This is a genomic window from Enterobacter sp. HG048 (assembly GCF_024702055.1).
GTDB lineage: Bacteria > Pseudomonadota > Gammaproteobacteria > Enterobacterales > Enterobacteriaceae > Enterobacter > Enterobacter dykesii.
This window is the reverse complement of the sequence record NZ_JANLIZ010000011.1, coordinates 116,325-139,597: the sequence shown is the minus strand read 5'-3', so window position 1 is coordinate 139,597 and position 23,273 is coordinate 116,325. Positions and strand designations below refer to the sequence as shown.

Below are 23,273 nucleotides of genomic sequence, written 5' to 3'. Positions count from 1 at the left end.
ATATTTTCTTATTTTTGTCGAACGAAAGGCCATATTACGCACAGCAAAAGCGACATTTCAATCTGTAACAAAGCCGCGGGCTGGTGATAAAAACAACAAAAAGCGGATAATTTTCAGACCAGCGAAAACACATCTATGAAATGCTTCACAGATTTTAAATATTGGTCAATTAAACTGGTTTTCGGTTAAATAAAAGTTACGGGCTGGATTTATATGCTGAAATGAAGGATCGGGCTGAAATTTCAGCCCGAGAGCGGGGCTAGCGGTGCGTTTTGCCCGGCATTCGCGTGTCGCCTTTGTACTCGGCGGTGGCAATCCATGCCGCGCAGAACAGGGTCAGGCGGGCGAAGAAGTAGAAGAAGGCCATCAGCCCCAGCACCGAGCCAAACGCCGCGCCGGAAGGGGATTTCACCAGCGACGGTAGCGTGTAGGTCATCACGATTTTGATCACCTCAAAGCCGATCGCCGCAATCAACGTGCCGCGGAGCAGCGCCTTCTTGCGCGGACGATGGCGCGGCAAGCGCCAGAAGATCCAGAAGAACAGCAGGTAGTTGGCGAAGATGGAAATGGCCAGCCCAATGCCGCGCCAGGCGGGCTTCAGCCATTCGATGTAATCAAGGTAAAGCGCGGAGATGATCATCTGCTGCGCCGAGCCCGCCACGGAGGTAATGGAAAGCGTCACGATCAGCGCGACGAGCAGGCCAATCAGCGAAACAAAATCGCGGAGATACTTAACCCATATTTTCTCCTGGTCCTGCGGCTTACGCTCCCAGACGTCGCGCGACTGGGCGCGGATGGCCTCGCGCAGGTTGCCCATCCAGTTAACGCCGGAGTAAAGGGCAATCAGCAAACCGACGATGCCCACGGTGGTACGCTGCTGAACGGCGGTATTGATGGTGCTCTTGAGCGTGCTGGCAAGGGTCGGGTCACTGACGTTATTCAGGATCTTATTGAAGATATCCTGCAGTAGCGTCGGGTGCGACGCGAGCACAAAACCGGCTGCCGCAAACGACACCATCAGGATTGGTATCATCGACAGGAAGGAAAAATAGGTGATGGCGGCACCAAACTGGTTCCCCATGCGGTCATTAAACCGTTCTGTGGCGCGTATCAGGTGCGCAATCATGGGAAGCTGCTGAATTCTCGCGGCGATACCGGTGACGGTCCCCAGCGCTTTGCTGGCGGTGCCTGGCGTTTTGGCCTCTTCGGGCCCGGTCTCCATCTTTTTGATGGGGTCATACTCTAAATGTTGAGTCGGTCGTTGCGGATTGTTTTCCGGCGTCACGCGCATTTTCCTTTTCGTTTGGCTGGATGTTTTTGAATTATAGCTTGCGGCTAGTCCACGTAAGCTTTTGTGAGTTCAGTTAGCCACTCCATGAACAGATGGACCCGGCGGGAGAGGTTGCGGCGGTGGGGGTAAATCAGGGAAACAGGCATCGGTTCGGCCCGGTATTGCGGGAGGATCTCAATCAGCTTCTTCGCGCGCAGTAAATCGCGCACACCAACCCGCGGCACCTGAATAATGCCCAGCCCGGCGAGACAGGCAGCCTGGTAAGTTTCCGTGCTGTTGACGGTTAAGACCCCGCCCGTTTTTATCCACTGCGTTGCACTGCCGTTATAAAACTCAAAACCCTGGGGGCGTGTTCCCAGCGTAGCGGTGTAATGAATGACGGCGTGCGAGCCTAAATCGTCCAGGGTTTCCGGATAGCCAAAACGCGCCAGATAATCCGGGCTGGCGCAGTTAATCACCGATAGCTTGCCCAGCGGACGGGCAATCAGCCCTGAATCCTTAAGCGTGCCGACGCGCACCACGCAATCAAACCCTTCGCGGATCACATCCACAAGACGATCGCTGCTGCTGAGCTCAAGTTCAATGCCCGGATAGTGCTGCAGAAAAGCAGGCAGTTTGGGGATGACTAAATTTCGAGCAACGCCGACGGGCATATCCACGCGGAGCCGACCGCTGATGCTGGAGGGATCGTGCTGAAACATGCCGTCGAGTTCATCAAGGTTTGCCAGCAGATCTTTGGCCCGCTCGTAATAGACCATGCCGTCCTGCGTCAGGCTGACGCGTCGCGTGGTGCGGTGCAATAGCTGGGTGCCAAGCCGGTTTTCCAGGGCCTGAATTTGCCGCGAGACGCTGCCTTTCGGCAGGGTTAACGTTTCGGCCGCGCGGGAAAAACTCTCCAGTTCCGCGACGCGGACGAACAACTGCATTGCGTGAATTTTATCCATAGAGGAAGCTCATTGTTGTTTCTGCTGAAACAGTGAAGCGTTTTAACCCATCTTTATTGATTTTCTATCACCTAATAAGCTCTTTCTCAATCTCCTTAACAGCCAAAACGAGGTTTATGATGAGTGAACGTATCGCATTAGTGACGGGTGGTAGCCGTGGTCTGGGCAAAAACGCTGCGTTAAAGCTGGCGGCAGACGGCACGGGAATTGTCCTGACATACAACCGTAGCCAGCAGGAAGCGCTGGATGTTGTGCATGAAATTCAGCAAAAAGGCGTCAACGCAGCGGCATTACAGCTCAACGTCGGGGATATCACGAGTTTTGATCATTTTGCCCGACAGCTTCAGGAAACCCTTAAGACCGTCTGGCAGCGCGAAACCTTTGACTATTTATTGAACAATGCCGGAACGGGTTTATACGCGCCCTATGCCGACACGACGGAAGCCCAGTTTGATGAAGCGCTGAACATTCATTTCAAAGGACCTTTCTTCCTGACCCAGCGCCTGCTGCCGCTGCTTAACGACGGGGGACGGATCCTCAACGTCTCCAGCGGGCTGGCCCGTTTTACCCAGCCGGGTTCAGGGACCTACGCGGCGATGAAGGGGGCGATGGAAGTGCTGACGCGTTATCAGGCGAAAGAGCTGGGCGCGCGCGGCATTTCCGTCAATATCATTGCGCCTGGCGCGATAGAAACAGACTTTGGCGGCGGACGCGTGCGCGACAACGCGGAGCTGAATCAGATGCTGGCGTCGCAGACGGCGCTGGGACGGGTGGGTTTGCCGGACGATATCGGCGATGCCATTGCGGCACTGCTCAGCGATAAGCTGGGCTGGATGAATGCGCAACGTATTGAAGTCTCTGGCGGTATGTTCCTGTGATGCACGGGCTTAAGGGGAAGAATCCTCTTAAGGAGACCCTTAATCACAATATTTCGCCAGAGAAAGACCCTAATGTTTTTTTATTAACGCAATGGCCGCAGAAAATATTTACAGCGAATGACGTTTGATATTCGTTTCCTCTTAATAGCGACACTAAAGAGGAAACGATGTCCGGGGAATATCTGCTAAAAAGCGGTTGGTCAGGAATTATTATTCAGGTATTCCTGCTGTAATAAACCAAATAGCCAGTCATTTTGCCAGCGCCCCGCAAGATAATAGCTCTCGCGTAATTCCCCTTCCAGGCGAAAGTGGGCTTTTTCCAGCAGGCGTCTTGAAGCGACATTTCCCGCGGCGACGGTGGCGGTGAGTCGCCGTATACCGCCCTGATGAAAAGCGTAATCGCAAAGCGCTTTCAGGGTTTCAAAGCCGTAACCTTTCCCCTGCGCCTCGGGGGCGAAAAGGAAGCCCACTTCTGCGCAGTCCTCCCCCCGATGAATATAGCCGGTAACGCCCAGCGGGCCCTGTGAGGCGGTGTCACGTACGACGAGACAAAGCCAGTGCGCGCTGCCCGGTACCCATGGGGTCAGGCGCGAATCAAACGCCTCACGGATCGCCGCGACGGGGCGGTCTTCCGCCACAAAGCGCATCACGTCCGGGTGCTGCTGTAGCGCCAGAAAAAAGGGCCAGTCTTGTTCCTGCAGGGGCGAACAGGTCAGGCGAGAGGTAATTAAAACCGGCATTCGGATTCTCCTGAAACATTTTAAATCATTTTAGGGTTGTCACTTTATTTCAACAGAAAGTCAGGTATGGTTAACCGCGTATAAATAAAAAGAATAAAGGGCGTTTCGTGCCCATTCCGGATGTCTTCGTTGTCGCTTAAGGAAAACAATGACTCTCAGCACATCACATCATATTCGCGAACAGTTTGAACACTGTCTGGCGGTCATTCGCCTTGCGTCGGTGGAAATTTTACTCCTTCTGAATGTACATGCTTCTGAGGGCAAAGATCCACGCTGGTTCCTGGAACAACTCGACAGCGCGCGATTAGCTCAGGGCGGCTGGGGAGCCGTTGCGAAAAAACTCAACCTTAATGATGCCGAGATGTCGGAATTTACGCTCCAGCTACGCCTGCTGCAGCAGCGCGTTCCGCAGTATGAAAGCGGACAGGATGTGAGTGAAAACCAGCTTATTGCGGCGATGCGGTTTGTGACCGCGCTGGAACATCTTCGCCTGCAGCAGCCGCTGTTGACCTACAGCACGGACCTGGCGCCGGGAAACGAACTCCAGCAGCAGCAGGCGCACAAGCAGGTACGCGCGATTGAGCTGATGATTAAAGGGCTCATCCAGCAGGCCTGGCCCGATCAGGTGCGGCTGAACAACCATCTGAAGACCCTGTTTAACGCTGACCGCGTGCGGCGCTGGCTGAAGCTTGGCGAGATCAATGATGTCCTCAGCGGCATGATGTTCAGTGAACTGGCGCAGATGCTGGTGGATAAAAAAGAGTTCAGCCGCTATTACGCTTCGCTGTTCAGCGACCCGTCGATGCTGACGCTGCTGGTTGAACCGCGCAAAACGCTGCAAACCTTCCTCGATGACATTCGGCAAATCCGCAACAACATCACCGTTCAGAAAACGTTAAGCTCGGCGCAAATCCAGCTGCTGGATAATTACTACACGCAGATCGCGCGGCCCGTGCAACGGGCGTTTGAAGAGGGGAGAACGCGCGTCAATCCGGCCGGATTCATGGCGGTAGATGCCAGCGAATTGCATACTTTCTGGGAAAAGGCGCAGAAAATGGATCGGGTCACCGGTGGGGATCTTTTTGAAGTCCGGGACACCATTGAAAAGCCGACCCAGCGCGCACCGCGTACGCCCGAACAACGCGAGCAGCTCATTTCCGGTGCGCTATGGGGGGCGGTTGGCGTTATGGTTATTGCCATTGTGGCAGGGGGCTTCTGGCTGGTGACCAGCAGCAAGCCGCAGCCAGCGACCGTCAGCGCGGCTGAAGCGGCTCCTCCGCAGGAAATGCGCGAGACGCCTTCTTCGCGCGAAACGCTCACGCGCATGGGGGTGACCTGGGACGAGAATAATTTCCGCTCGGCCATTAACCGCAACGATACCCGCGTGACCCAGCTCTTTTTGCAGGGCGGTATGGACTGGAAGCTCTCCTGGACCGAAGAGGCGATGTCGGCAGGCTATGACGATGTGCTGGAGCTGATGTTACGCTACCGGCAGAACATGGTGGAAGAGAAGCCGTGTCGTCGCTTCATCAACACGCTCAGCCACGCCATGTCGAACGGGGAGTCTCTGACCTCGGTTCGTAAAGAGTATCTCAAAGCTTTCTGCACCGTGCCTGCCGTGGTGAAACGCCAGCAGCACGATCTCGACATGGCCACACGCCGCGCGCAGTCGCAGCCGGATGCCACCACGAAAAAATGGCAGTCCATTCAGACTGCCATTTATGAGGTGATTCGCTGATCTCTTTTCCCTCTCCCTGTGGGAGAGGCCGGGGTGAGGGCACCAGACCGCACCCCGCTTAAGGTTCCCCATATAGCCCAATCAGCCGCCGCACCACGCCGTTCGTCCAGCCGAAACCGTCCTGCAGCGGATACTCACCTCCGCCACCTTCGCGCGGTGTACTGCTGGCGATGTGGTACTTCTCAATCAGCTTGTGATGCGTCTTATAAAAATGGTTCACCGTATGCAGCCAGCTCCAGGCGATCTCATCGCCCAGCGAGTCGTTGCCGTACTGCTTGAACCCCTGAATCGCCATCCACTGCAGCGGTGCCCAGCCGTTGGGTTTATCCCACTGCTCGCTGGTTTCGTACTCGGTCGCCAGAATTCCGCCCGGCGTCAGCAGACGCGCCTTGACCGCATCCGACAAACGTTCTGCCTGCTCGTGCGTCGCCATTCCAACATACAGCGGCACAATGCTGGCGGCAGAAAACAGCGCCAGCTCTTCGCGTCGCCAGTCGTAATCGCGGTAACAGCCGCTCTCCTCATCCCACAGATAGCGGTTCACCGCCGCGCGGCGATCGTTGGCTTTCTGGCGGAATTCCTCTGCCGTCTCTTTATCCCCTTTCGACGCCGAGATGTTGGCAATAGCGCTTTCCAGCTTGAACAGGAAGGCGTTCAGATCGATGGGAATAAACTGCGTCGTGCGGATGCTGGCGAGCCGCGACGGATCGCGCAGCCAGCGGGACGAGTAATCCCAGCCGGACGCCGCACCCGCGCGCAGGTCGCGGTACACCTCATTGGGCGGACGACCCGAGTGGCGGGCCGTTTCCACGTCCTCAATCCACGATTCGTCGCGCGGGGTATCACGGTCGTCCCAGTAGCGGTTGAGCAGTGAACCGTCCGGCATGCGCACGGCGCTGCGGTAAGCCTGATTAAGCAGCAGCGACTCCGCGCCGTCCATCCAGAAGGCGTACTCCATTTTGAGGTGGTCCAGATAGCGTTTCGCCCCGCGCACGCCGTCCTCCTCGAACAGCTCCACCATCAGGGCAAAGACCGGCGGCTGCGAGCGGCTGAGATAATAGGTGCGATTGCCGTTGGGGATATGCCCGTAGCGTTCAATCAGCCAGGCGAAGTTGTCCGCCATACACTTGAGCAGATCGTTACGGCCACTCTCTGCCAGCCCCAGCATGGAGAAATAGGAATCCCAGTAGTAGGTCTCGCTGAATCGCCCGCCGGGGACGATATAGGCCTGCGGCAGTGCCAGCAGGGAAGACCAGGGAATGTGATCCTGCGGCTCGCGCGTCAGCACCGGCCACAGGTTATCAATGTGCTCTTTCAGGGAGAGTCCCGGGTCGGAGACATATTCTGTGCCGTACGTTTCCGGCATCCAGAAGTGGTTCTCCACAAACTGGCGCAGGTCGAAATCCCGGTGGCGTCTGACCTTGCGGTAGCGGATCAGGATATCCAGCGGATCCATCTTCGGTGCGCAGTCTGGGAAGGTTTTACTGTCCGCAAACAGCCGCGTCGACTGCACGTGCTCGAACAGTTCAAGATAGCGGTCTGCGGGCGTCAACGCATCGGAGGCGGGTAGCCCCTCGATCATTTCGGGTTCCGGCTCCGCCTCAATCATTTCATCCAGTTTCAACTCGCAGGGATCGGTCTCGTAGCGCAGCTCTTCTGCAATCTCGAACTCGATGTTCTCGGTAGCCTGTAGTTTCTGGTTGAACATGGTGATAGGGACCTCCGGTTGTGTGTTCAAAAGACAGGTTTATCCGGGCGTCTTATAAGCGTAGACATTCGCTTCGGTAGATGGGGAGGGAAATGTGCGGTAGATCACTATTTTCGGAGCATTCGTTTTGCAACGATTTATGAATGTTAAAAAAATGCCCCTCCGGGGAGGGGCATCAGGATTAACGCATGGTCACAAACTCTTCCGCGGCCGTCGGGTGGATTGCCACCGTGTTATCGAAGTCTTTCTTGGTTGCGCCCATCTTCAGCGCCACGGCGAAGCCCTGCAGGATCTCGTCCATGCCGAAGCCGATGCCGTGGATGCCGACAATCTTCTCTTCCGGGCCCACGCAGACCAGCTTCATGCGGCACGGCTGACGGTGCGAGGTGACGGCGGTGTACATCGCGGTAAACGCCGATTTATACACTTTCACCTGGTCGTCGCCATACTGCTCGCGCGCCTGCGGCTCGGTCAAGCCGACGGTGCCGATTGGCGGATGGCTGAAGACCACGGTCGGGATGTTGCTGTAGTCCAGATGCTCGTCCGGCTTGTTGTTGAACAGGCGCTCGGAGAGACGACGGCCCGCCGCAACGGCGACCGGCGTCAGCTCAACCGCGCCGGTGTTGTCGCCAACCGCATAAATGCCCGGTACGCTGGTGTTCTGGAATTTATCGACGACGATATAGCCTTTTTCGTCGGTTTTCACGCCGGTGACGCCCAAGTTGAAGTTATCGTTCGCCGGCTCACGGCCAATCGCCCAGATCAGGCAATCGACGGTCTGGCTGCGGCCATCTTCCAGCTCAAGCGTCAGGCTACCGTCCGCGTTTTTCACCACCGCTTTTGGCACGGCGTTGGTGTGCAGGGTGGGGCCTTCGGTGTTCATCACTTCAACCAGCGTATCGACAATCAGCGGGTCAAAGCTGCGCAGCGGCGCGTGTTTACGTACGAACAGGTGCGCTTCTGCGCCCAGGCCGTTAATCACGCCAGCCAGTTCCACCGCGATATAGCCCGCGCCAACAACGGCAACGCGTTTTGGCAGGGCAGGCAGCTCGAAGAAGCCGTCGGAATCAATGCCGTATTCCACGCCCGGGATGTTCGGGTGGCTCGGACGACCGCCGGTGGCGATCAGGATGTGATCGGCGGTGATCGTCTCGCCGTTCACTTCGATCGTTTTCTCGTCCACAAAGCGGGCGAAACCGTGGATAACATCGACGTTATTTTTACCCAGAACGTTGTCGTACGAGGTGTGAATACGGTCGATGTAGGCGGTACGGCTGGCGATCAGTTTGTCCCAGTCGAAGCGGTTGATGGTGGTGTCAAAGCCGTAGTCCGGTCCATACATATGGATAGCTTCACGGATCTGCGCCGCATGCCACATCACTTTCTTCGGTACACAACCCACGTTCACGCAGGTGCCGCCCAGCGCTTTGGCTTCAATCAGCGCGCACTTCTGGCCGTACATGGCCGCACGGTTGATGGAGGCGATGCCGCCGCTGCCGCCGCCGATTGCGATGTAGTCATAATGCTTAGTCATTGCTTTTGTCCTTAATCGTGAATTGCCGCGATTGTATACCTGAAATCAATAGTTTCCACCGATGACTGCGATTACTCCGGCACGATCCAACTGACGGTGGCGTGGCCTGTCCCGGCGGGCACCAGCGTTTTATGCAGCCACGGCAGCACGTTGTTCATCTGCGCTTCCAGCTTCCACGGCGGGTTGATCACAATCATGCCGGAGGCGGTCATGCCGCGCTGATCGCTGTCAGGGCGTACCGCCAGCTCGATCTGCAGGATTTTGCGGATGCCGGTCGCTTCCAGATCTTTGATCATGCGCTTGATTTGCGCGCGCAGAACCACCGGATACCACAGGGCGTATGTCCCGGTGGCGAAGCGTTTGTAGCCTTCGTGGATGCCGGTCACCACCGCCTGATAGTCGGTTTTGATTTCGTACGGCGGGTCGATCAGCACCAGGCCGCGACGAGAAACCGGCGGCAGTTTGGCCTTCAGCTGCTGGTAACCGTCGGCTTTTTCCACGCGGGCGCGGCTGTCTTTCTGGAATTCAGAACGCAGCAGCGGGAAATCGCTCGGGTGCAGCTCGGTCAACTGGAGGCTGTCCTGCTCGCGCAGCAGCTGGCGTGCAATTAGCGGTGAGCCAGGGTAGTAGCGCAGCTGGCCGTTGCGGTTGAAGTGGTTCACCACGCCGATGTAAGGCTCCAGCTCGGCAGGCAGGTCGTCCTGCTGCCAGATGCGGGCAATCCCTTCCAGATATTCACCGGTACGCTCGGCATGCTCGCCGCTCAGCTGATAACGGCCCGCGCCCGCGTGTGTGTCCAGATAGAGAAACGGCTTCTCTTTCTCTTTGAGCGATTCAATGATCAGGCTCTGAACGGTGTGTTTAAGGACGTCGGCGTGGTTGCCTGCGTGAAAGCTGTGGCGATAACTGAGCATGGATGAATGTGTTCCAGGTAGTAAACGTAGGCCCGATAAGCGTAGCGCCATCGGGCAAAAATAGACCGTATCGCCACAGTATACAGAAAAGTTTCCACGGCCGCGAAAGCGCAACGTCCGGCATTGAAATCCTCTACACTTAACCCCATTCTAGATCCCATATGCACAGCGCCGGATGCGCGCTTCATTCACCTATTTCAACAGGACAGCGTTTATGACCAATCCATTACTGACGCCTTTTTCGTTGCCGCCGTTTTCTAAAATCCTCCCTGAGCATGTGGTTCCAGCCGTTACGCAATCGCTGGACAACTGCCGCGCGGCGGTAGAAAGCGTGGTAGCGCAGGGCGCGCCGTACACCTGGGAAAATCTGTGTCAGCCGCTGGCCGAAGTGGACGACGTGCTGGGGCGTATCTTCTCCCCGGTAAGCCACCTGAACTCGGTAAAAAACAGCCCGGAACTGCGCGAAGCCTACGAGCAGACCCTGCCGCTGCTCTCTGAGTACAGCACCTGGGTCGGTCAGCACGAAGGGCTGTACAAAGCCTACCGCGACCTGCGCGATGGCGACCACTATGCCGAACTGAACACGGCGCAGAAAAAATCGGTCGATAACGCCCTGCGTGATTTTGAGCTGTCCGGGATTGGCCTGCCAAAAGAGAAGCAGACCCGCTACGGTGAAATTGCCGCGCGTCTGTCCGAGCTGGGCAACCAGTACAGCAACAACGTGCTCGACGCCACCATGGGCTGGACGAAGCTGATTACCGACGAAGCTGAGCTGGCCGGTATGCCGGAAAGCGCGCTGGCGGCGGCAAAAGCCCAGGCTGAAGCGAAAGAGCAGGAAGGTTTCCTGTTAACGCTGGATATCCCGAGCTATCTGCCGGTGATGACCTACTGCGACAACCAGGCCCTGCGCGAAGAGATGTACCGCGCGTACAGCACCCGCGCCTCCGATCAGGGGCCGAATGCCGGTAAGTGGGACAACAGCCCGGTCATGGCGGAAATCCTCGCTCTGCGTCACGAGCTGGCCCAGCTGCTGGGCTTTGAAAACTACGCCGACAAATCCCTCGCCACCAAAATGGCGGAAAACCCGCAGCAGGTGCTCGACTTCCTGACGGATCTCGCGAAACGCGCCCGTCCTCAGGGTGAGAAAGAGCTGGCCCAGCTGCGCGCCTTCGCGAAAGCGGAGTTCGGCGTGGACGAGCTGCAGCCGTGGGATATCGCGTACTACAGCGAAAAACAGAAGCAGCACCTCTACAGCATCAGCGACGAGCAGCTGCGCCCGTACTTCCCGGAAAACAAAGCCGTTAACGGCCTGTTTGAAGTGGTGAAGCGCATCTACGGCATCACCGCCAAAGAGCGTACCGATATCGACGTCTGGCATCCGGACGTGCGCTTCTTCGAGCTGTATGACGAGAAAAATGAGCTGCGCGGCAGCTTCTATCTCGATCTCTACGCGCGTGAGAACAAGCGCGGCGGGGCGTGGATGGACGACTGCGTGGGCCAGATGCGTAAAGCCGACGGCTCTCTGCAGAAGCCGGTCGCCTACCTGACCTGTAACTTCAACCGTCCGGTAAGCGGCAAGCCGGCGCTGTTCACCCACGACGAAGTGATTACCCTGTTCCACGAGTTCGGTCATGGTCTGCACCATATGCTGACCCGCATCGAAACCGCAGGCGTGGCAGGCATCAGCGGCGTGCCGTGGGATGCGGTCGAGCTGCCGAGCCAGTTTATGGAAAACTGGTGCTGGGAGCCGGACGCGCTGGCGTTTATCTCCGGTCACTACGAGACCGGCGAACCGCTGCCGAAAGAGCTGCTGGATAAAATGCTGGCGGCGAAAAACTACCAGGCGGCGATGTTCATCCTGCGCCAGCTGGAGTTCGGCCTGTTCGATTTCCGCCTGCACGCCGAGTTTAGCCCGGAGCAGGGCGCGAAAATCCTTGAGACCCTGGCCGAGATTAAAAAGCAGGTTGCCGTTATTCCTGGGCCAACCTGGGGCCGCTTCCCGCACGCGTTCAGCCACATCTTCGCTGGCGGCTACGCGGCGGGCTACTACAGCTACCTGTGGGCCGACGTGCTGGCCGCGGATGCCTTCTCTCGCTTCGAAGAAGAGGGGATCTTCAACCGCGAAACCGGCCAGTCGTTCCTCGATAACATTCTGACCCGAGGCGGGTCTGAAGAGCCAATGGTGCTGTTCAAACGCTTCCGCGGCCGCGAGCCGCAGCTGGACGCGATGCTTGAGCATTACGGGATCAAAGGCTGATTGTTACGTGAAGATCTGCTTAGTAGATGAAACAGGCGCCGGAGACGGCGCCTTATCTGTTCTGGCCGCCCGCTGGGGGCTGGAGCATGATGACGAAAACCTGATGGCGCTGGTGATGACGCCGGAACATCTGGAGTTGCGTAAGCGCGACGAACCGAAGCTCGGCGGGATTTTCGTCGACTTTGTCGGCGGCGCGATGGCGCACCGGCGCAAGTTCGGCGGCGGTCGCGGCGAAGCGGTGGCCAAGGCGGTCGGCATCAAAGGGAGCTACCTCCCGGACGTGGTCGATGCCACGGCGGGGCTGGGGCGCGATGCGTTTGTGCTGGCGTCAGTCGGCTGTCGCGTGCGGATGCTGGAGCGTAATCCGGTTGTCGCTGCGCTGCTCGACGACGGGCTGGCGCGAGGCTATGCGGACCCGGAAATCGGCCCGTGGTTACAGGAAAGATTGCAGCTGATCCACGCCTCCAGCCTGACGGCATTGACGGATATCACCCCGCGCCCGCAGGTGGTCTATCTCGACCCGATGTTCCCGCATAAGCAGAAAAGCGCGCTGGTGAAGAAAGAGATGCGGGTGTTTCAGTCGCTGGTGGGGCCGGATTTGGATGCCGATGGCCTGCTGGAGCCGGCTCGTCAGCTTGCCACGAAGCGGGTGGTGGTAAAGCGCCCGGACTATGCGCCGCCGCTGGCGGACGTTGCGACCGCTAACGCAGTGGTCACGAAAGGGCACCGGTTTGATATTTATCCGGGTACGCCGGAATAAAAAAAGCCGGGTGGCGGCTTCGCCTTACCCGGCCTGTGTCCTCGATCTATCCCCTCTCCCTTTGGGAGAGGGTTAGGGTGAGGGGCGTTTAACGCACTTACTCGTCTTCTTCGTCACGCAGTGGAACAATCAGCATATCCACGTGAACGGTGTTAATCAGCTGGCGCGCTGAAGACATCAGCTTGCTCCAGAAGTCCTGATGGTGACCGCAAACCACCAGGTCCATATCGTATTTCTTAATCGCATCAACCAGCACCTGGCCCAGGTCGCCGCTGCCGCTCAGGGTTTCGGTAATCAGATAGCCCGCGTTGGTGGAGAGTTCGCTCAGGGCATGGTGAGTCTCTTCGGAAATGCGTTTCTGCATATCGCCAAGATTCACGTCGATCAGACCGGTGTAGAGGTCGGAGTAATTCACGTCAACGTGAATCAGCGAAACTTTCGCATTGTAGGGACGTGCCATGGAAACCGCTTTATCAACCAGCACTTTGCTCTCCGGAGAGAGGTCAACCGCGATGAGAATGTGTTTGTAAGCCATAGTGTTACTCCTTCCTTAAGTTATCGATGACTAAGTGAGAATGCCGTCGTCTGATGCTTTCATTACGGCCCAGTTAAACATATTTTTCAAGCTTTGGTGTTGATAACGATTAACCTTGTGGCAAAAAAATTAACGGATCTCCTACACTATTAAATGAGCCGTTCGGATATTAAAACGCGAACCGGATCGACTTCTGGTCATTCTTTCACTGAACTGTCTGTCAGGGCATTGGGGTGCGGTAGCTCAGGAGCCTTGCTTCGTGGGCGGACGCCGGGGAGGATGTATGATTAGCACCGTCGCATTGTTTTGGGCGTTATGCGTGGTTTGCATAGTGAATATGGCGCGCTACTTCTCATCGTTACGTGCGCTGTTAGTGGTACTTCGTGGTTGCGATCCGTTGCTTTATCAGTATGTGGACGGTGGAGGGTTCTTCACCTCGCATGGACAGCCCAGCAAGCAGATGCGTCTGGTGGGGTACATCTACTACCAGCGCTACCGCGATCATCACGATGAAGAGTTTATTCGTCGCTGCGAGCGCCTGCGTCGTCAGTTCATTTTGACCAGCGCCCTGTGCGGGCTGGTCGTGGTCAGTATGATTGCATTGATGATTTGGCACTGAGCGCCACAGCAGGCGGGGTCAGCCCCGCCTTCTTTCCTCTGGCTCACGGCTTAACCGAGAACCGGAGATCGGAGATATTGCTCTCAATCGAAATAACTTTCCCGCTATAGGTGATTTTGACTTCTCCGTTTGTATCAAGGCTGGCCGCGGTAATCGTACCTGTACCTTCAATGTCCGGATGCTTCATGGCCAATTGATGGATAATGTCGGTATCTTTTCCTGCTATCTCTCCAGAAAGATAGTAACGGTAGATTGTGGGTACGGTTGCGCCACCCTGTTTGTTAACGGTCATATAGAGCCAGACGCTGTCCGATAATTTATAAACGCGCTGAAGTTCATCGTTGTTTCGCTGATTAGGCTGATGGTTTAGCCATACAAATCCAATGACCAGAATCAGAAGCGAAAGCGTCACAAGGGAGTGAATCCATTTAGTAGCCGTTTTGAATGGCATAGTCTATTCCGTCATGGGTGTTGTTTGGACTGAGAACATTCGCGAGGATAATAGTTATTTGTGTAGTAAAAATCTGAACAGATAGTGTTCAGATTGTCCTGATTACAGCAATGGGTTTAGTAAAAACAACAGCCATAAAAAAAGCGGGTCAGTTTACTGACCCGCTTTTTTGTCGTCTTCAACCGATTAAATCAGCTTCAGCGAAATCCAGTACAAACCGCCAGACAGCAGGATAGAGGCCGGAAGGGTGAATACCCAGGCCATCAGAATGTTGGTCACGGTTTTGCGCTGCAGACCGCCGCCGTCAACAATCATGGTACCTGCCACGGACGAGGAGAGTACGTGGGTGGTGGATACCGGCATACCGGTGTAGCTCGCCAGACCGATAGAAACCGCCGCCGTCATCTGCGCGGACATACCCTGAGCATAGGTCATGCCTTTCTTACCGATCTTCTCGCCGATGGTGGTCGCCACACGACGCCAGCCAATCATCGTACCGATACCCAGTGCCAGCGCGACGGCCATGATGATCCAGATTGGCGCGTACTCAATGGTGTTGAGCATATCGCTTTTCAGTTTCTTCAGCAGACGTTTGTCGTCACCATTCACCTCTGGCAGCTTCGCGACTTTATCGGTCACGTCAGAGATGCAGAGCATGATACGACGCAGCTGACCACGCTGTTCTACAGCCAGTTTGTCGTAGCTTTCGATATCGCCCAGCATGCCTTTCGCACGTTCCAGCGCGTTAATCGCGTTTGCCGGATGGCAGTGGAACTCGCCAGGCGCGGTGGTTGCACCTGCTTCCGGAGAAGGGATCAACTGATCAACGCCGGTCGCTTTTTTCAGCAGATCGGGATGCTGCTGGAAATAGGTTTCAACGTTGTTGACCGCATCGCGGGTACGGGTGATTTCGTAACCCGAGGCGTTCATGTTCACCACGAAGCCTGCCGGTGCGACGCCGATCAGAACCAGCATCACCAGACCAATGCCTTTCTGCCCGTCGTTCGCGCCGTGAGAGAAGGCCACGCCGATAGCGGAAATGATCAGGGCGATACGCGTCCAGAACGGCGGCTTTTTCTTGCCGTCTTTCTTCTCACGCTCTGCTGGCGTCAGGTGGATACGCGCACGTTTTTTCGTGTTGCTCCAGTAGCGACGCAGGATAAAAATCAATCCACCCGCGACTACCAGGCCCACGATAGGGGAGATGATCAGAGAGCCGAAAATGCCCAATACTTTAGGCAGGTTCAGCGCATCAACGACGGAGGTTCCGGTCATCAGGGCGTTGGTTAACCCGATGCCGATAATCGCGCCGATGAGGGTGTGAGAACTGGATGCAGGCAGGCCAAAATACCAGGTACCGAGGTTCCAGATAATTGCAGCAAGCAGCATTGAGAACACCATAGCGAGGCCATGGCCAGAACTAACGTTAAGCAGCAGATCCGTTGGCAGCATATGCACAATGGCATACGCAACGCTCAGCCCGCCCAGGAGGACACCAAAGAAGTTAAATACCGCCGCCATAACAACCGCAAGCTGCGATCGCATTGCGCGAGTGTAGATAACCGTCGCTACTGCGTTTGCAGTGTCGTGGAAGCCGTTGATTGCTTCGTAAAACAGTACAAAAACCAGAGCAAGCAATAATAAAAGCCCGGTATGTAAATCCAGGCCGGCAAACAAATGTAGCATAGGACGTTACGCCATTTTGAGGACATGAACGCGGCGCATTATCCAGGACAAATGCGCGGCGGGCAAAGTGAAATATAGACTTTTTTTGACATACCACCTGATTTGAGAAATGCCTCATAAAGGATATTCTTTAAATTTCAATGGAATGCCTTTGTAATATCTTTTTACGCTGGTGTGACCACAGAGGAAACTTTACAATCCGCGGCAGTTAACAAAGAGGGTTTTGACGTGGAAAGGTTTGATGCCGTGGTAATTGGCGCCGGTGCGGCGGGTATGTTTTGTGCGGCAATGGCCGGACAGGCGGGTCGTCGCGTGCTGCTGCTGGATAACGGTAAAAAGCCCGGCCGTAAGATCCTGATGTCCGGCGGCGGGCGCTGCAACTTTACTAATCTGTATGTTGAACCCGCGGCCTATTTGAGCCAAAACCGTCATTTTTGTAAATCTGCGCTGGCGCGCTACACCCAATGGGATTTTATCGATCTCGTGGGCAAGCACGGCATCGCGTGGCATGAAAAGACGCTGGGACAGCTGTTCTGCGACGACTCCGCACAGCAGATTGTCGATATGCTGGTGGCCGAGTGCGAGAAGGGCGGCGTCGTCATGCGCCTGCGAACGGAAGTGCTGGAGGTCGCCCGCGACGACCAGGGCTATACGCTGCAGTTGAATGGTGAAACCGTCAGCGCTGACAGCCTGGTGATCGCCAGCGGCGGTCTGTCGATGCCGGGACTGGGCGCCTCCCCGTTCGGCTATAAGATTGCCGAACAGTTTGGCCTGAAAGTTTTGCCCACGCGCTCCGGGCTGGTGCCTTTTACGCTGCATAAACCGCTTCTCGAACAGCTTCAGACGCTGTCCGGCGTGTCTGTTCCCTCGGTCATTACCGCCGAAGACGGGACGGTGTTCCGCGAAAATCTGCTCTTTACCCATCGCGGTCTTTCCGGCCCGGCGGTACTGCAAATCTCCAGCTACTGGCAGCCGGGGGAGTTTGTCACGGTGAATCTGCTCCCCGATTGCGATCTCGACGCGTTCCTTAACGAGCAGCGTACCGCGCACCCGAATCAAAGCCTGAAAAACACCCTGGCAATGCAGCTGCCAAAACGTCTGGTGGAATGTTTGCAGGCGCTGGGGCAGATCCCGGATGTGTCTCTCAAGCAGCTGAACAGCCGCGAGCAGGAGATGCTGGTGGAAACCCTGACAAACTGGCGCGTGCAGCCAAACGGCACGGAAGGCTACCGAACCGCGGAAGTCACGCTGGGCGGGGTTGACACGAATGAGCTCTCGTCCCGCACCATGGAAGCGCGTAACGTGCCGGGGCTCTACTTTATTGGCGAAGTGATGGATGTGACCGGCTGGCTCGGCGGCTACAACTTCCAGTGGGCATGGGCAAGTGCCTGGGCATGTGCTCAGGCGCTGGCAGAAGACAAGTGACATAGGCGCGCTGCCACTCGTCGCGGTTGGCTTTACGAGCTGACGGTGGTTGCGTCCGTCACGGCCAGAATATTGCTCGCGGCCACGGTCCCCATCCTGATATATGACGCTGCGGTAACGCCGCCAATATGCGGTGAAATAACCACGTTTTCTACGGACTGCCAGAGGTGCGGCGCGGTCAGCGGCTCGTGGGGAAAGCTGTCCAGCGCGGCGCTGTGCAGCGTGCCATCCCTGAGCGCCGCCAGTAACGACTCATCGTGGATCAGTCCACCGCGTGCCGTATTGACCAGAATGGCGTTCCGCTTGCAGTGTGCGAGCGTTTCGCTATTGATCATCCCCCGATTCTCATCGGTCAGCGGACAGTGCAAAGAGATGACATCGGAACGGGAAAGAAGTCCGTTCAGCGTTTCTGCGCGTTCGCACAGGACAGGCATAGTCTTAGCATAGGGATCGTAAGCCAGCACCTTCATGCCGAAAGCGTGACCAATAGTCGCCACGCGCGAGCCGATAGCACCCAACCCAATTAACCCCAGCGTTAAGCCCTCGAGTTCAATGGATTTATGCGTCGCCTTATCCCAGTGCCCGTCCCGCAGCCGCTTGTCCAGAGGCACCACTGACTTTGCGCAGGCGAGGATCAGCGCCCAGGTATGTTCAGCCACTGCCGCCGCGTTTGCGCCTGGCGCAGCGCGAACGGCGATGTTGCGCTCGGCCGCTGCCGTCTGGTCTATCACATCGATCCCGCTTCCGTGCTTGGAAATAACCTGCAGTGCCGGGGCGGCATCCATGACTTTTGCGGTGATCCGGCCGTAACGAACCAGAATCGCCACAGGATTGTGTCGTTCACACAGCGCGATCAGGTCATCTTCTGTGGGCTGGCGGCCAGCAAACACTACCTCAAAGCCCTGCAACATCACCATGGCCTGCTCCGCCAGGTCGCTTCCGGTAACCAGAACTACGTCTTTGCCCCCCATCACAGCGTCTCCCCGTCAGCTAACATACCTGCCTTACGAAGCGCGTCATCAAGCCAGTGTGGACGTAAATCGCCTTCACGGATGGCGGCAAGACGTCGGGTCTCCATCTCCAGCTTTCCTTTTGCCAGCGAGATAACCTCCTGAACCTCATCGCGCGGGATAACGACCACGCCGTCGATATCCGCGACAACCAGATCCCCGGCCTGAACCGTCGCCCCGGCGACTGAAATGGGATGATTAACCCGGCCAGAAATTAACTTTGTCGGGCCGCAGGGGTTCAGACCGGCAGAAAAGACAGGGTAGTGACCTTTGCTCAGGGTATCGGCGTCACGTACAGCGCCGTCAATAATGATGCCCGCAATACCGCTCGCCTGAGCCTGAGTGGCCATGATTTCGCCAAGCAGCGCGCAGCTCAGGTCGCCTTTGCCATCGACGACCAGGACATCGCCGGGCTGCGCCACCGCCATCGCGGCATGAATCGCCAGATTATCACCCGGACGGACTTCCACGGTGATGGCCGGACCCGCAACGGACATGTGTGGGGCCAGCGGTTTGATGCGGCCATGAAGCGTACCGCGGCGACCGGCCACGTCGGCCAGAATAGCTGCCTGATACTCGGCAGCCCGACGAACGTCCTCGGGAGAAACGCGCTCGAACTGGCGATTAATCGGTTTTTTTTCAGTAACGGACATAAATGCCTCCATATTGTTTTACTGAGTACAATGCAGGTGTACAGAACAAAACAACTATAGCGGTGTTGCTTTCCTTTTAGCCAGACCCGAGGTGGCGTTTGTGATGTAAACACGAAGTGACTCACAAAATTTGAGGTACACTCACTGCCGGGCTAACAAGGAGATAATGATGGGGAATGAAGGCGTTGTAGCGGTTGAAAAAGCGCTGGCTTTACTGGATTGCTTCCGTCCTGGGGATGAGAGCCTGACGCTGACCGCGCTGGCACAGCTGTCGGGTTATCACAAAACCACGGTTTACCGCTTGATGAATTCTCTTGAACGGATGAATTACGTCGTCAGGCATGAAGACGGCAATTATGCGCTTGGCCCACGTCTGCTTTACCTCGGCAAGCTGTATGAACAATCTTTCCATCTTTCCCGGGTGGTTCAGCCAGAGCTTCAGGCCTTATCTCTGGCGTCTCAGGAGAGTGCCAGCTGGTATGTGCTGGAGGGAGGGCAACGCCTTTGCCTGTTTCGCGCTGAAGCGTCGCACGGCCTGCGGCACAGCAATCTTCCCGGCAGCCAGTTCCCGCTCGATAATTCAGCCATCAGTAAGGTATTACGCCATTGGGGGCTCAATGAAAGCCTGCCGGAGGAAGACGCTGAACTTCCTTTCTACACGTCAGGCGCACGCGATCCCCACACCGCCGCGTTTGCGATGCCTGTCTTCGGCGTTCACGACAAGCTGGTAGCGGCGTTAGCCCTGACCGGCCCCATCTCACGGCTGACGGAAGATCGTCGTGAGCAGGAGATAGGCCAGTTGATGAAGGCGGCTGCAAGCCGTCTGTCGCAGAAAATGGGTGCCAGTAAGCCCTTCTGTCAGCAGTTCTTTGGTGAAACGAGCGACGCGACGGAAGAAAATCTTTAAACGCAGAAGCGGGACATTTGTCCCGCTTCTGTCATCACTAATGCGTGACCTGTTTTTCGTGTAGCTGAGCGTTGCGAGCCTGCCGTCCTATGATGAGTACCGCGATACCCCCGGCCACGCACAGCACGGCCAGCGGAAGCATAGCCAGCGTGTAGCTACCCGTCCGCTCATTGATAATGCCGTACGCGTTTACCATCACTGCCCCGCCTATCAGGTTTGCGATGGCACCGATCGCGGCCAGTCCCGCCGCCGCTGAGGTACTGCTCATCCAACCGGACGCCAGCGCCCAGAAAGGCCCTTTCATTGAATAAGCGCCTATCAGCATAATGCTGAGGATGACGATCGTGGCAGACAGCGAGACGCTCGCAAAGGCGGCAAACACGCCGGCGGCAATCATGAACAGCGTCAGCGCGGTATGCCAGCGGCGTTCGTTGGTACGATCGGAGTTCCGTCCCCATACAATCATGAGAACCGATGCCAGACCGTAAGGAATGGCGTTAAGCAGACCTGTCTCAAGATTATCGAGATGGAAGGATTTCAGCAGTTGAGGAGACCAGACGCTGATGGTGGTGCCCGCGGACGATGCTCCGGCGTAAATCAGCGCCATCAGCCAGATTTGGCGATGCTTCAGCAACTGCCACGTGGTCTGATGTCCGATATTCTTTTGCTGATTGCGCTCGGTTTCCAGCGTGGTTTCCAGCCATTGTTTCTGTTCGCTGCTAAGCCAGTTCGCCTGATGAGGGCGATCCCGGAGAATAAACCAGGCCGCAATACCCAGCAGCACCGCCGGCAAGCCTTCAATAATGAACAGCAGGTGCCAGCCGCGAAGACCCAGCCAGCCATCCAGTGACAGTATCAATCCGGAAAGCGGGGAACCGATGAAGTTAGCGAGCGGGATGGCGACCATAAAGGACGCAATAATGCGTGCGCGGTAGCGGGACGGGATCCACCAGGTCAGATACAGCACGACGCCCGGGAAGAAGCCCGCCTCTGCAGCACCGAGAAGAAAACGGACGATATAGAGCGACGTGGTGTTCTGCACCAGGGACATACACATGGAAACGATGCCCCAGCTGATCATAATGCGCGGGATCCACAGCCGGGCGCCGACTTTCTGCATGGCCAGGTTGCTGGGTACCTCAAACAAAAAATAGGCCACGAAGTAAAGGCTGCTGGCAAAGCCAAACGCGGCTTTGCTGAGGCCAAGGTCCTCATTCATCTGCAGCGAAGCCATGCCGATATTCCCGCGATCGATAATGGAGACCAGGTAACTGACAATCAGAAACGGGAGAATACGCCAGATCACCTTCCGCATCGTCTCTCTTTCTATGTCCTCGGTGGCGGTAGCGCCGTTACGTAAATGTTCTGTCATTGTGTCCTCGCAGGGTTTGTTCTTTGTTTTATTAGGTACAACTCAGTTTTATTAAACAAAACCACTATAGCGACGATGCGTTATTTTTATCCAGTTAATGGAAGGTTTAAATGATGTAAATAAGAGGTGACTCACAGATAGCGCGCTGCGGATACATCGCTTTTAGCTGCTAACCAGCCGCAAGCAGGACGCGCTGGCAGAGAAATAGTCACGCAGCGCAATTATTGCACCAACTTTTGCTTTCCATTCAACTAAGCTTCGACCAGGTGCCCCGCCGCGTTAGCGGGGCCATACTCCTTTTGGTCGAGCACGCATCATGCAGCTACTCAGTATTATTATTTTGCTTACCCTAACCGTGGTGATCCATTCGCTGTGGATGTTTGGCGTTTTAAAATTCATCAAATTAGAAGTCGATTCTGCGGTACGCATTGTTTTACGCAATGTCGGTATCGTGATCTCCATGATCTTCGCCCATCTCCTTGAGGCCGGGCTGTTTGCTGGGTTTTATTTTGTCATCGACGCGTTTAATGACTGGAACACCAGCTTCTATTTTTCACTGGTCAGCTACGCCACCGTGGGATACGGCGACGTCACGTTACCCCAGCACTGGCGGCTCATCGGTGGGGTGGAAGGGCTGGTGGGCGCGTTGATGGTAGGCTGGTCTGTGGCCGTTCTGGTCGCGGTGCTGCAGCGTTTGCGCGGTATGAGCGGCTAGACGACGGGTGTGCTAAAGTAACGATCTTTTTCTGTTACTGGCTTTTGTCAGTTTGTATGGTGTTGTGTATGTCTGCTGCTCATCTCGGTTTCCCGACGGAAACCGTTGTTGTCTTCGTGGTGATGGCCGTTGGGGCGATGTTTATCGACCTCTTTATGCACCGTCACGATAAACCGATCTCGCTGAAAAGCGCGGCGATGTGGTCCGTTTTCTGGGTCATGATGGCGATGGCCTTCGCCGGATTTCTGTACGTTCACCACGGCGCCGAGATGGCGAGCCTGTTTCTTACCGGCTATGCGCTGGAAGAGATGCTCTCCGTCGATAACCTGTTCGTGATGATGGCGATCTTCGCCTGGTTCGGCGTGCCGGATAAGTACCGTCACCGCGTGCTCTACTGGGGCGTGCTGGGGGCGATTGTCTTCCGCGGCATCTTTGTGGCTATTGGCACCAGCCTGCTGAGTCTGGGGCCGTACGTTGAGGTGATCTTCGCGCTGGTCGTCGGCTGGACGGCGGTGATGATGCTCAGGCGCAATGAAGAGAGCGACGAAGTGGAGGATTACTCGGGCCATCTCGCCTATCGCCTGGTGAAGCGCTTCTATCCGGTCTGGCCGAAAATCAGCAGCAACGCCTTTATTCTGACCCAGAAAGAGGTGGATGCGGAGCTGGAGAAACCGGAAAACCAGGACGTGATGGTCGGACGCGTGAAGAAGGCGAAGCGCTATGCGACGCCGCTGCTGCTTTGCGTAGCCGTCGTCGAGCTTTCTGACGTCATGTTCGCGTTTGACTCCGTGCCGGCCATTATTGCCGTGAGCCGCGAGCCGCTGATTATCTACAGCGCAATGATGTTCGCCATTCTCGGCCTGCGTACGCTTTACTTCGTGCTGGAAGCGCTGAAGCAGTATCTGGTGCACCTCGAGAAAGCCGTGGTTCTGCTGCTGTTTTTCGTGGCGTTCAAGCTCGGTTTAAATGCCACCGATCACTTCTGGCACCACGGTTACAGCATTGGTGCCACGGCCAGTCTGTTTGTGGTACTCGGCGTGCTGGCCCTGGGGATTATTGCGAGCGTGATGTTCCCGGGAAAACGTGAGGCCTGATGTGCCGCCTTTCTCCCTCTCCCTGTGGGAGAGGGACGGGAT

21 protein-coding genes are annotated in these 23,273 nt (G+C 56.4%); 9 read left to right on the top strand and 12 right to left on the bottom strand.

The window, feature by feature from the left end:
- Positions 1-259: 259 nt before the first annotated feature.
- Together yhjD and NUX24_RS14370 are read right to left on the bottom strand one after the other, a co-directional pair.
- Entirely contained in the window at positions 260-1,285 is a 1,026-nt protein-coding gene (yhjD, locus tag NUX24_RS14375; RefSeq protein WP_047652969.1) for an inner membrane protein YhjD, read from the bottom strand.
- A gap of 50 nt (positions 1,286-1,335) precedes the next feature.
- The gene (locus NUX24_RS14370) at positions 1,336-2,235 is read right to left on the bottom strand and encodes a LysR family transcriptional regulator (RefSeq protein WP_047652945.1); all 900 of its coding nucleotides are present in this window, start codon (positions 2,233-2,235) and stop codon (positions 1,336-1,338) included.
- 119 nt (positions 2,236-2,354) lie between these two features.
- On the opposite strand from NUX24_RS14370, the gene NUX24_RS14365 reads away from it, so the two are divergent.
- Positions 2,355-3,113 carry an SDR family NAD(P)-dependent oxidoreductase gene (locus NUX24_RS14365; protein WP_047652944.1) on the top strand — a complete coding sequence of 253 codons (759 nt, stop codon included), beginning with the start codon at positions 2,355-2,357 and terminating at the stop codon, positions 3,111-3,113.
- 200 nt (positions 3,114-3,313) lie between these two features.
- Here NUX24_RS14365 and NUX24_RS14360 read toward each other — a convergent pair whose 3' ends face one another.
- Positions 3,314-3,853, bottom strand: a complete 540-nt coding sequence (locus NUX24_RS14360) for a GNAT family N-acetyltransferase (RefSeq protein WP_257832342.1) — start codon at positions 3,851-3,853, stop codon at positions 3,314-3,316.
- Between the two features lie 148 nt (positions 3,854-4,001).
- On the opposite strand from NUX24_RS14360, the gene NUX24_RS14355 reads away from it, so the two are divergent.
- Positions 4,002-5,591 carry an STY4199 family HEPN domain-containing protein gene (locus tag NUX24_RS14355; protein ID WP_257832340.1) on the top strand — a complete coding sequence of 530 codons (1,590 nt, stop codon included), beginning with the start codon at positions 4,002-4,004 and terminating at the stop codon, positions 5,589-5,591.
- A 58-nt stretch (positions 5,592-5,649) separates the two neighbouring features.
- Here NUX24_RS14355 and NUX24_RS14350 read toward each other — a convergent pair whose 3' ends face one another.
- The 3 genes from NUX24_RS14350 to NUX24_RS14340 form a co-directional block, all read right to left on the bottom strand.
- Positions 5,650-7,299, bottom strand: coding sequence for an alpha,alpha-trehalase (locus NUX24_RS14350; RefSeq protein WP_111963711.1), 1,650 nt, complete (start codon positions 7,297-7,299; stop codon positions 5,650-5,652).
- 181 nt (positions 7,300-7,480) lie between these two features.
- Positions 7,481-8,833, bottom strand: a complete 1,353-nt coding sequence (gorA, locus tag NUX24_RS14345) for a glutathione-disulfide reductase (RefSeq protein ID WP_047652938.1) — start codon at positions 8,831-8,833, stop codon at positions 7,481-7,483.
- Positions 8,834-8,904: 71 nt separating this feature from the next.
- The gene (locus tag NUX24_RS14340; RefSeq protein WP_032640380.1) at positions 8,905-9,747 is read right to left on the bottom strand and encodes a 23S rRNA (adenine(2030)-N(6))-methyltransferase RlmJ; all 843 of its coding nucleotides are present in this window, start codon (positions 9,745-9,747) and stop codon (positions 8,905-8,907) included.
- Between the two features lie 214 nt (positions 9,748-9,961).
- Here NUX24_RS14340 and prlC point away from each other — a divergent pair, with 214 nt between their 5' ends.
- Positions 9,962-12,004, top strand: coding sequence for an oligopeptidase A (prlC, locus tag NUX24_RS14335; protein ID WP_064673676.1), 2,043 nt, complete (start codon positions 9,962-9,964; stop codon positions 12,002-12,004).
- Between the two features lie 7 nt (positions 12,005-12,011).
- Positions 12,012-12,764 carry a 16S rRNA (guanine(1516)-N(2))-methyltransferase RsmJ gene (rsmJ, locus tag NUX24_RS14330; RefSeq protein ID WP_126330584.1) on the top strand — a complete coding sequence of 251 codons (753 nt, stop codon included), beginning with the start codon at positions 12,012-12,014 and terminating at the stop codon, positions 12,762-12,764.
- A gap of 97 nt (positions 12,765-12,861) precedes the next feature.
- Here rsmJ and uspA read toward each other — a convergent pair whose 3' ends face one another.
- Positions 12,862-13,299 carry a universal stress protein UspA gene (gene uspA / locus NUX24_RS14325; protein WP_213388572.1) on the bottom strand — a complete coding sequence of 146 codons (438 nt, stop codon included), beginning with the start codon at positions 13,297-13,299 and terminating at the stop codon, positions 12,862-12,864.
- A 283-nt stretch (positions 13,300-13,582) separates the two neighbouring features.
- Here uspA and uspB point away from each other — a divergent pair, with 283 nt between their 5' ends.
- Positions 13,583-13,918 carry a universal stress protein UspB gene (uspB, locus tag NUX24_RS14320; protein WP_003861224.1) on the top strand — a complete coding sequence of 112 codons (336 nt, stop codon included), beginning with the start codon at positions 13,583-13,585 and terminating at the stop codon, positions 13,916-13,918.
- A 43-nt stretch (positions 13,919-13,961) separates the two neighbouring features.
- Here uspB and NUX24_RS14315 read toward each other — a convergent pair whose 3' ends face one another.
- Both NUX24_RS14315 and pitA read right to left on the bottom strand, forming a co-directional pair.
- On the bottom strand, positions 13,962-14,369 hold the full coding sequence (locus NUX24_RS14315) for a hypothetical protein (protein WP_257832330.1): 408 nt from the start codon (positions 14,367-14,369) through the stop codon (positions 13,962-13,964).
- A 186-nt stretch (positions 14,370-14,555) separates the two neighbouring features.
- On the bottom strand, positions 14,556-16,055 hold the full coding sequence (gene pitA, locus NUX24_RS14310) for an inorganic phosphate transporter PitA (RefSeq protein ID WP_023309552.1): 1,500 nt from the start codon (positions 16,053-16,055) through the stop codon (positions 14,556-14,558).
- A 228-nt stretch (positions 16,056-16,283) separates the two neighbouring features.
- On the opposite strand from pitA, the gene NUX24_RS14305 reads away from it, so the two are divergent.
- Complete coding sequence (locus NUX24_RS14305) at positions 16,284-17,480, top strand: NAD(P)/FAD-dependent oxidoreductase (protein WP_257832328.1); 1,197 nt, start codon at positions 16,284-16,286, stop codon at positions 17,478-17,480.
- A gap of 32 nt (positions 17,481-17,512) precedes the next feature.
- Here NUX24_RS14305 and NUX24_RS14300 read toward each other — a convergent pair whose 3' ends face one another.
- Together NUX24_RS14300 and NUX24_RS14295 are read right to left on the bottom strand one after the other, a co-directional pair.
- Entirely contained in the window at positions 17,513-18,451 is a 939-nt protein-coding gene (locus tag NUX24_RS14300; RefSeq protein ID WP_047652933.1) for an NAD(P)-dependent oxidoreductase, read from the bottom strand.
- Positions 18,451-19,143 carry an RraA family protein gene (locus NUX24_RS14295; protein ID WP_257832326.1) on the bottom strand — a complete coding sequence of 231 codons (693 nt, stop codon included), beginning with the start codon at positions 19,141-19,143 and terminating at the stop codon, positions 18,451-18,453. The genes NUX24_RS14300 and NUX24_RS14295 overlap by 1 nt, the downstream gene beginning before the upstream one ends.
- 169 nt (positions 19,144-19,312) lie before the next feature.
- On the opposite strand from NUX24_RS14295, the gene NUX24_RS14290 reads away from it, so the two are divergent.
- Positions 19,313-20,050 (top strand): IclR family transcriptional regulator, encoded by a 738-nt coding sequence (locus NUX24_RS14290; RefSeq protein ID WP_257832394.1) that lies wholly within the window; start codon positions 19,313-19,315, stop codon positions 20,048-20,050.
- A 37-nt stretch (positions 20,051-20,087) separates the two neighbouring features.
- On the opposite strand, the gene NUX24_RS14285 is transcribed toward NUX24_RS14290, so the two are convergent.
- Positions 20,088-21,422 carry an MFS transporter gene (locus tag NUX24_RS14285; RefSeq protein WP_047652929.1) on the bottom strand — a complete coding sequence of 445 codons (1,335 nt, stop codon included), beginning with the start codon at positions 21,420-21,422 and terminating at the stop codon, positions 20,088-20,090.
- A gap of 316 nt (positions 21,423-21,738) precedes the next feature.
- Here NUX24_RS14285 and NUX24_RS14280 point away from each other — a divergent pair, with 316 nt between their 5' ends.
- Together NUX24_RS14280 and NUX24_RS14275 are read left to right on the top strand one after the other, a co-directional pair.
- Positions 21,739-22,137: a potassium channel family protein gene (locus tag NUX24_RS14280; protein ID WP_047652928.1), complete on the top strand. Its 399-nt coding sequence runs from the start codon at positions 21,739-21,741 to the stop codon at positions 22,135-22,137.
- Positions 22,138-22,205: 68 nt separating this feature from the next.
- Entirely contained in the window at positions 22,206-23,231 is a 1,026-nt protein-coding gene (locus tag NUX24_RS14275; protein WP_257832322.1) for a TerC/Alx family metal homeostasis membrane protein, read from the top strand.
- Positions 23,232-23,273 lie beyond the last annotated feature (42 nt).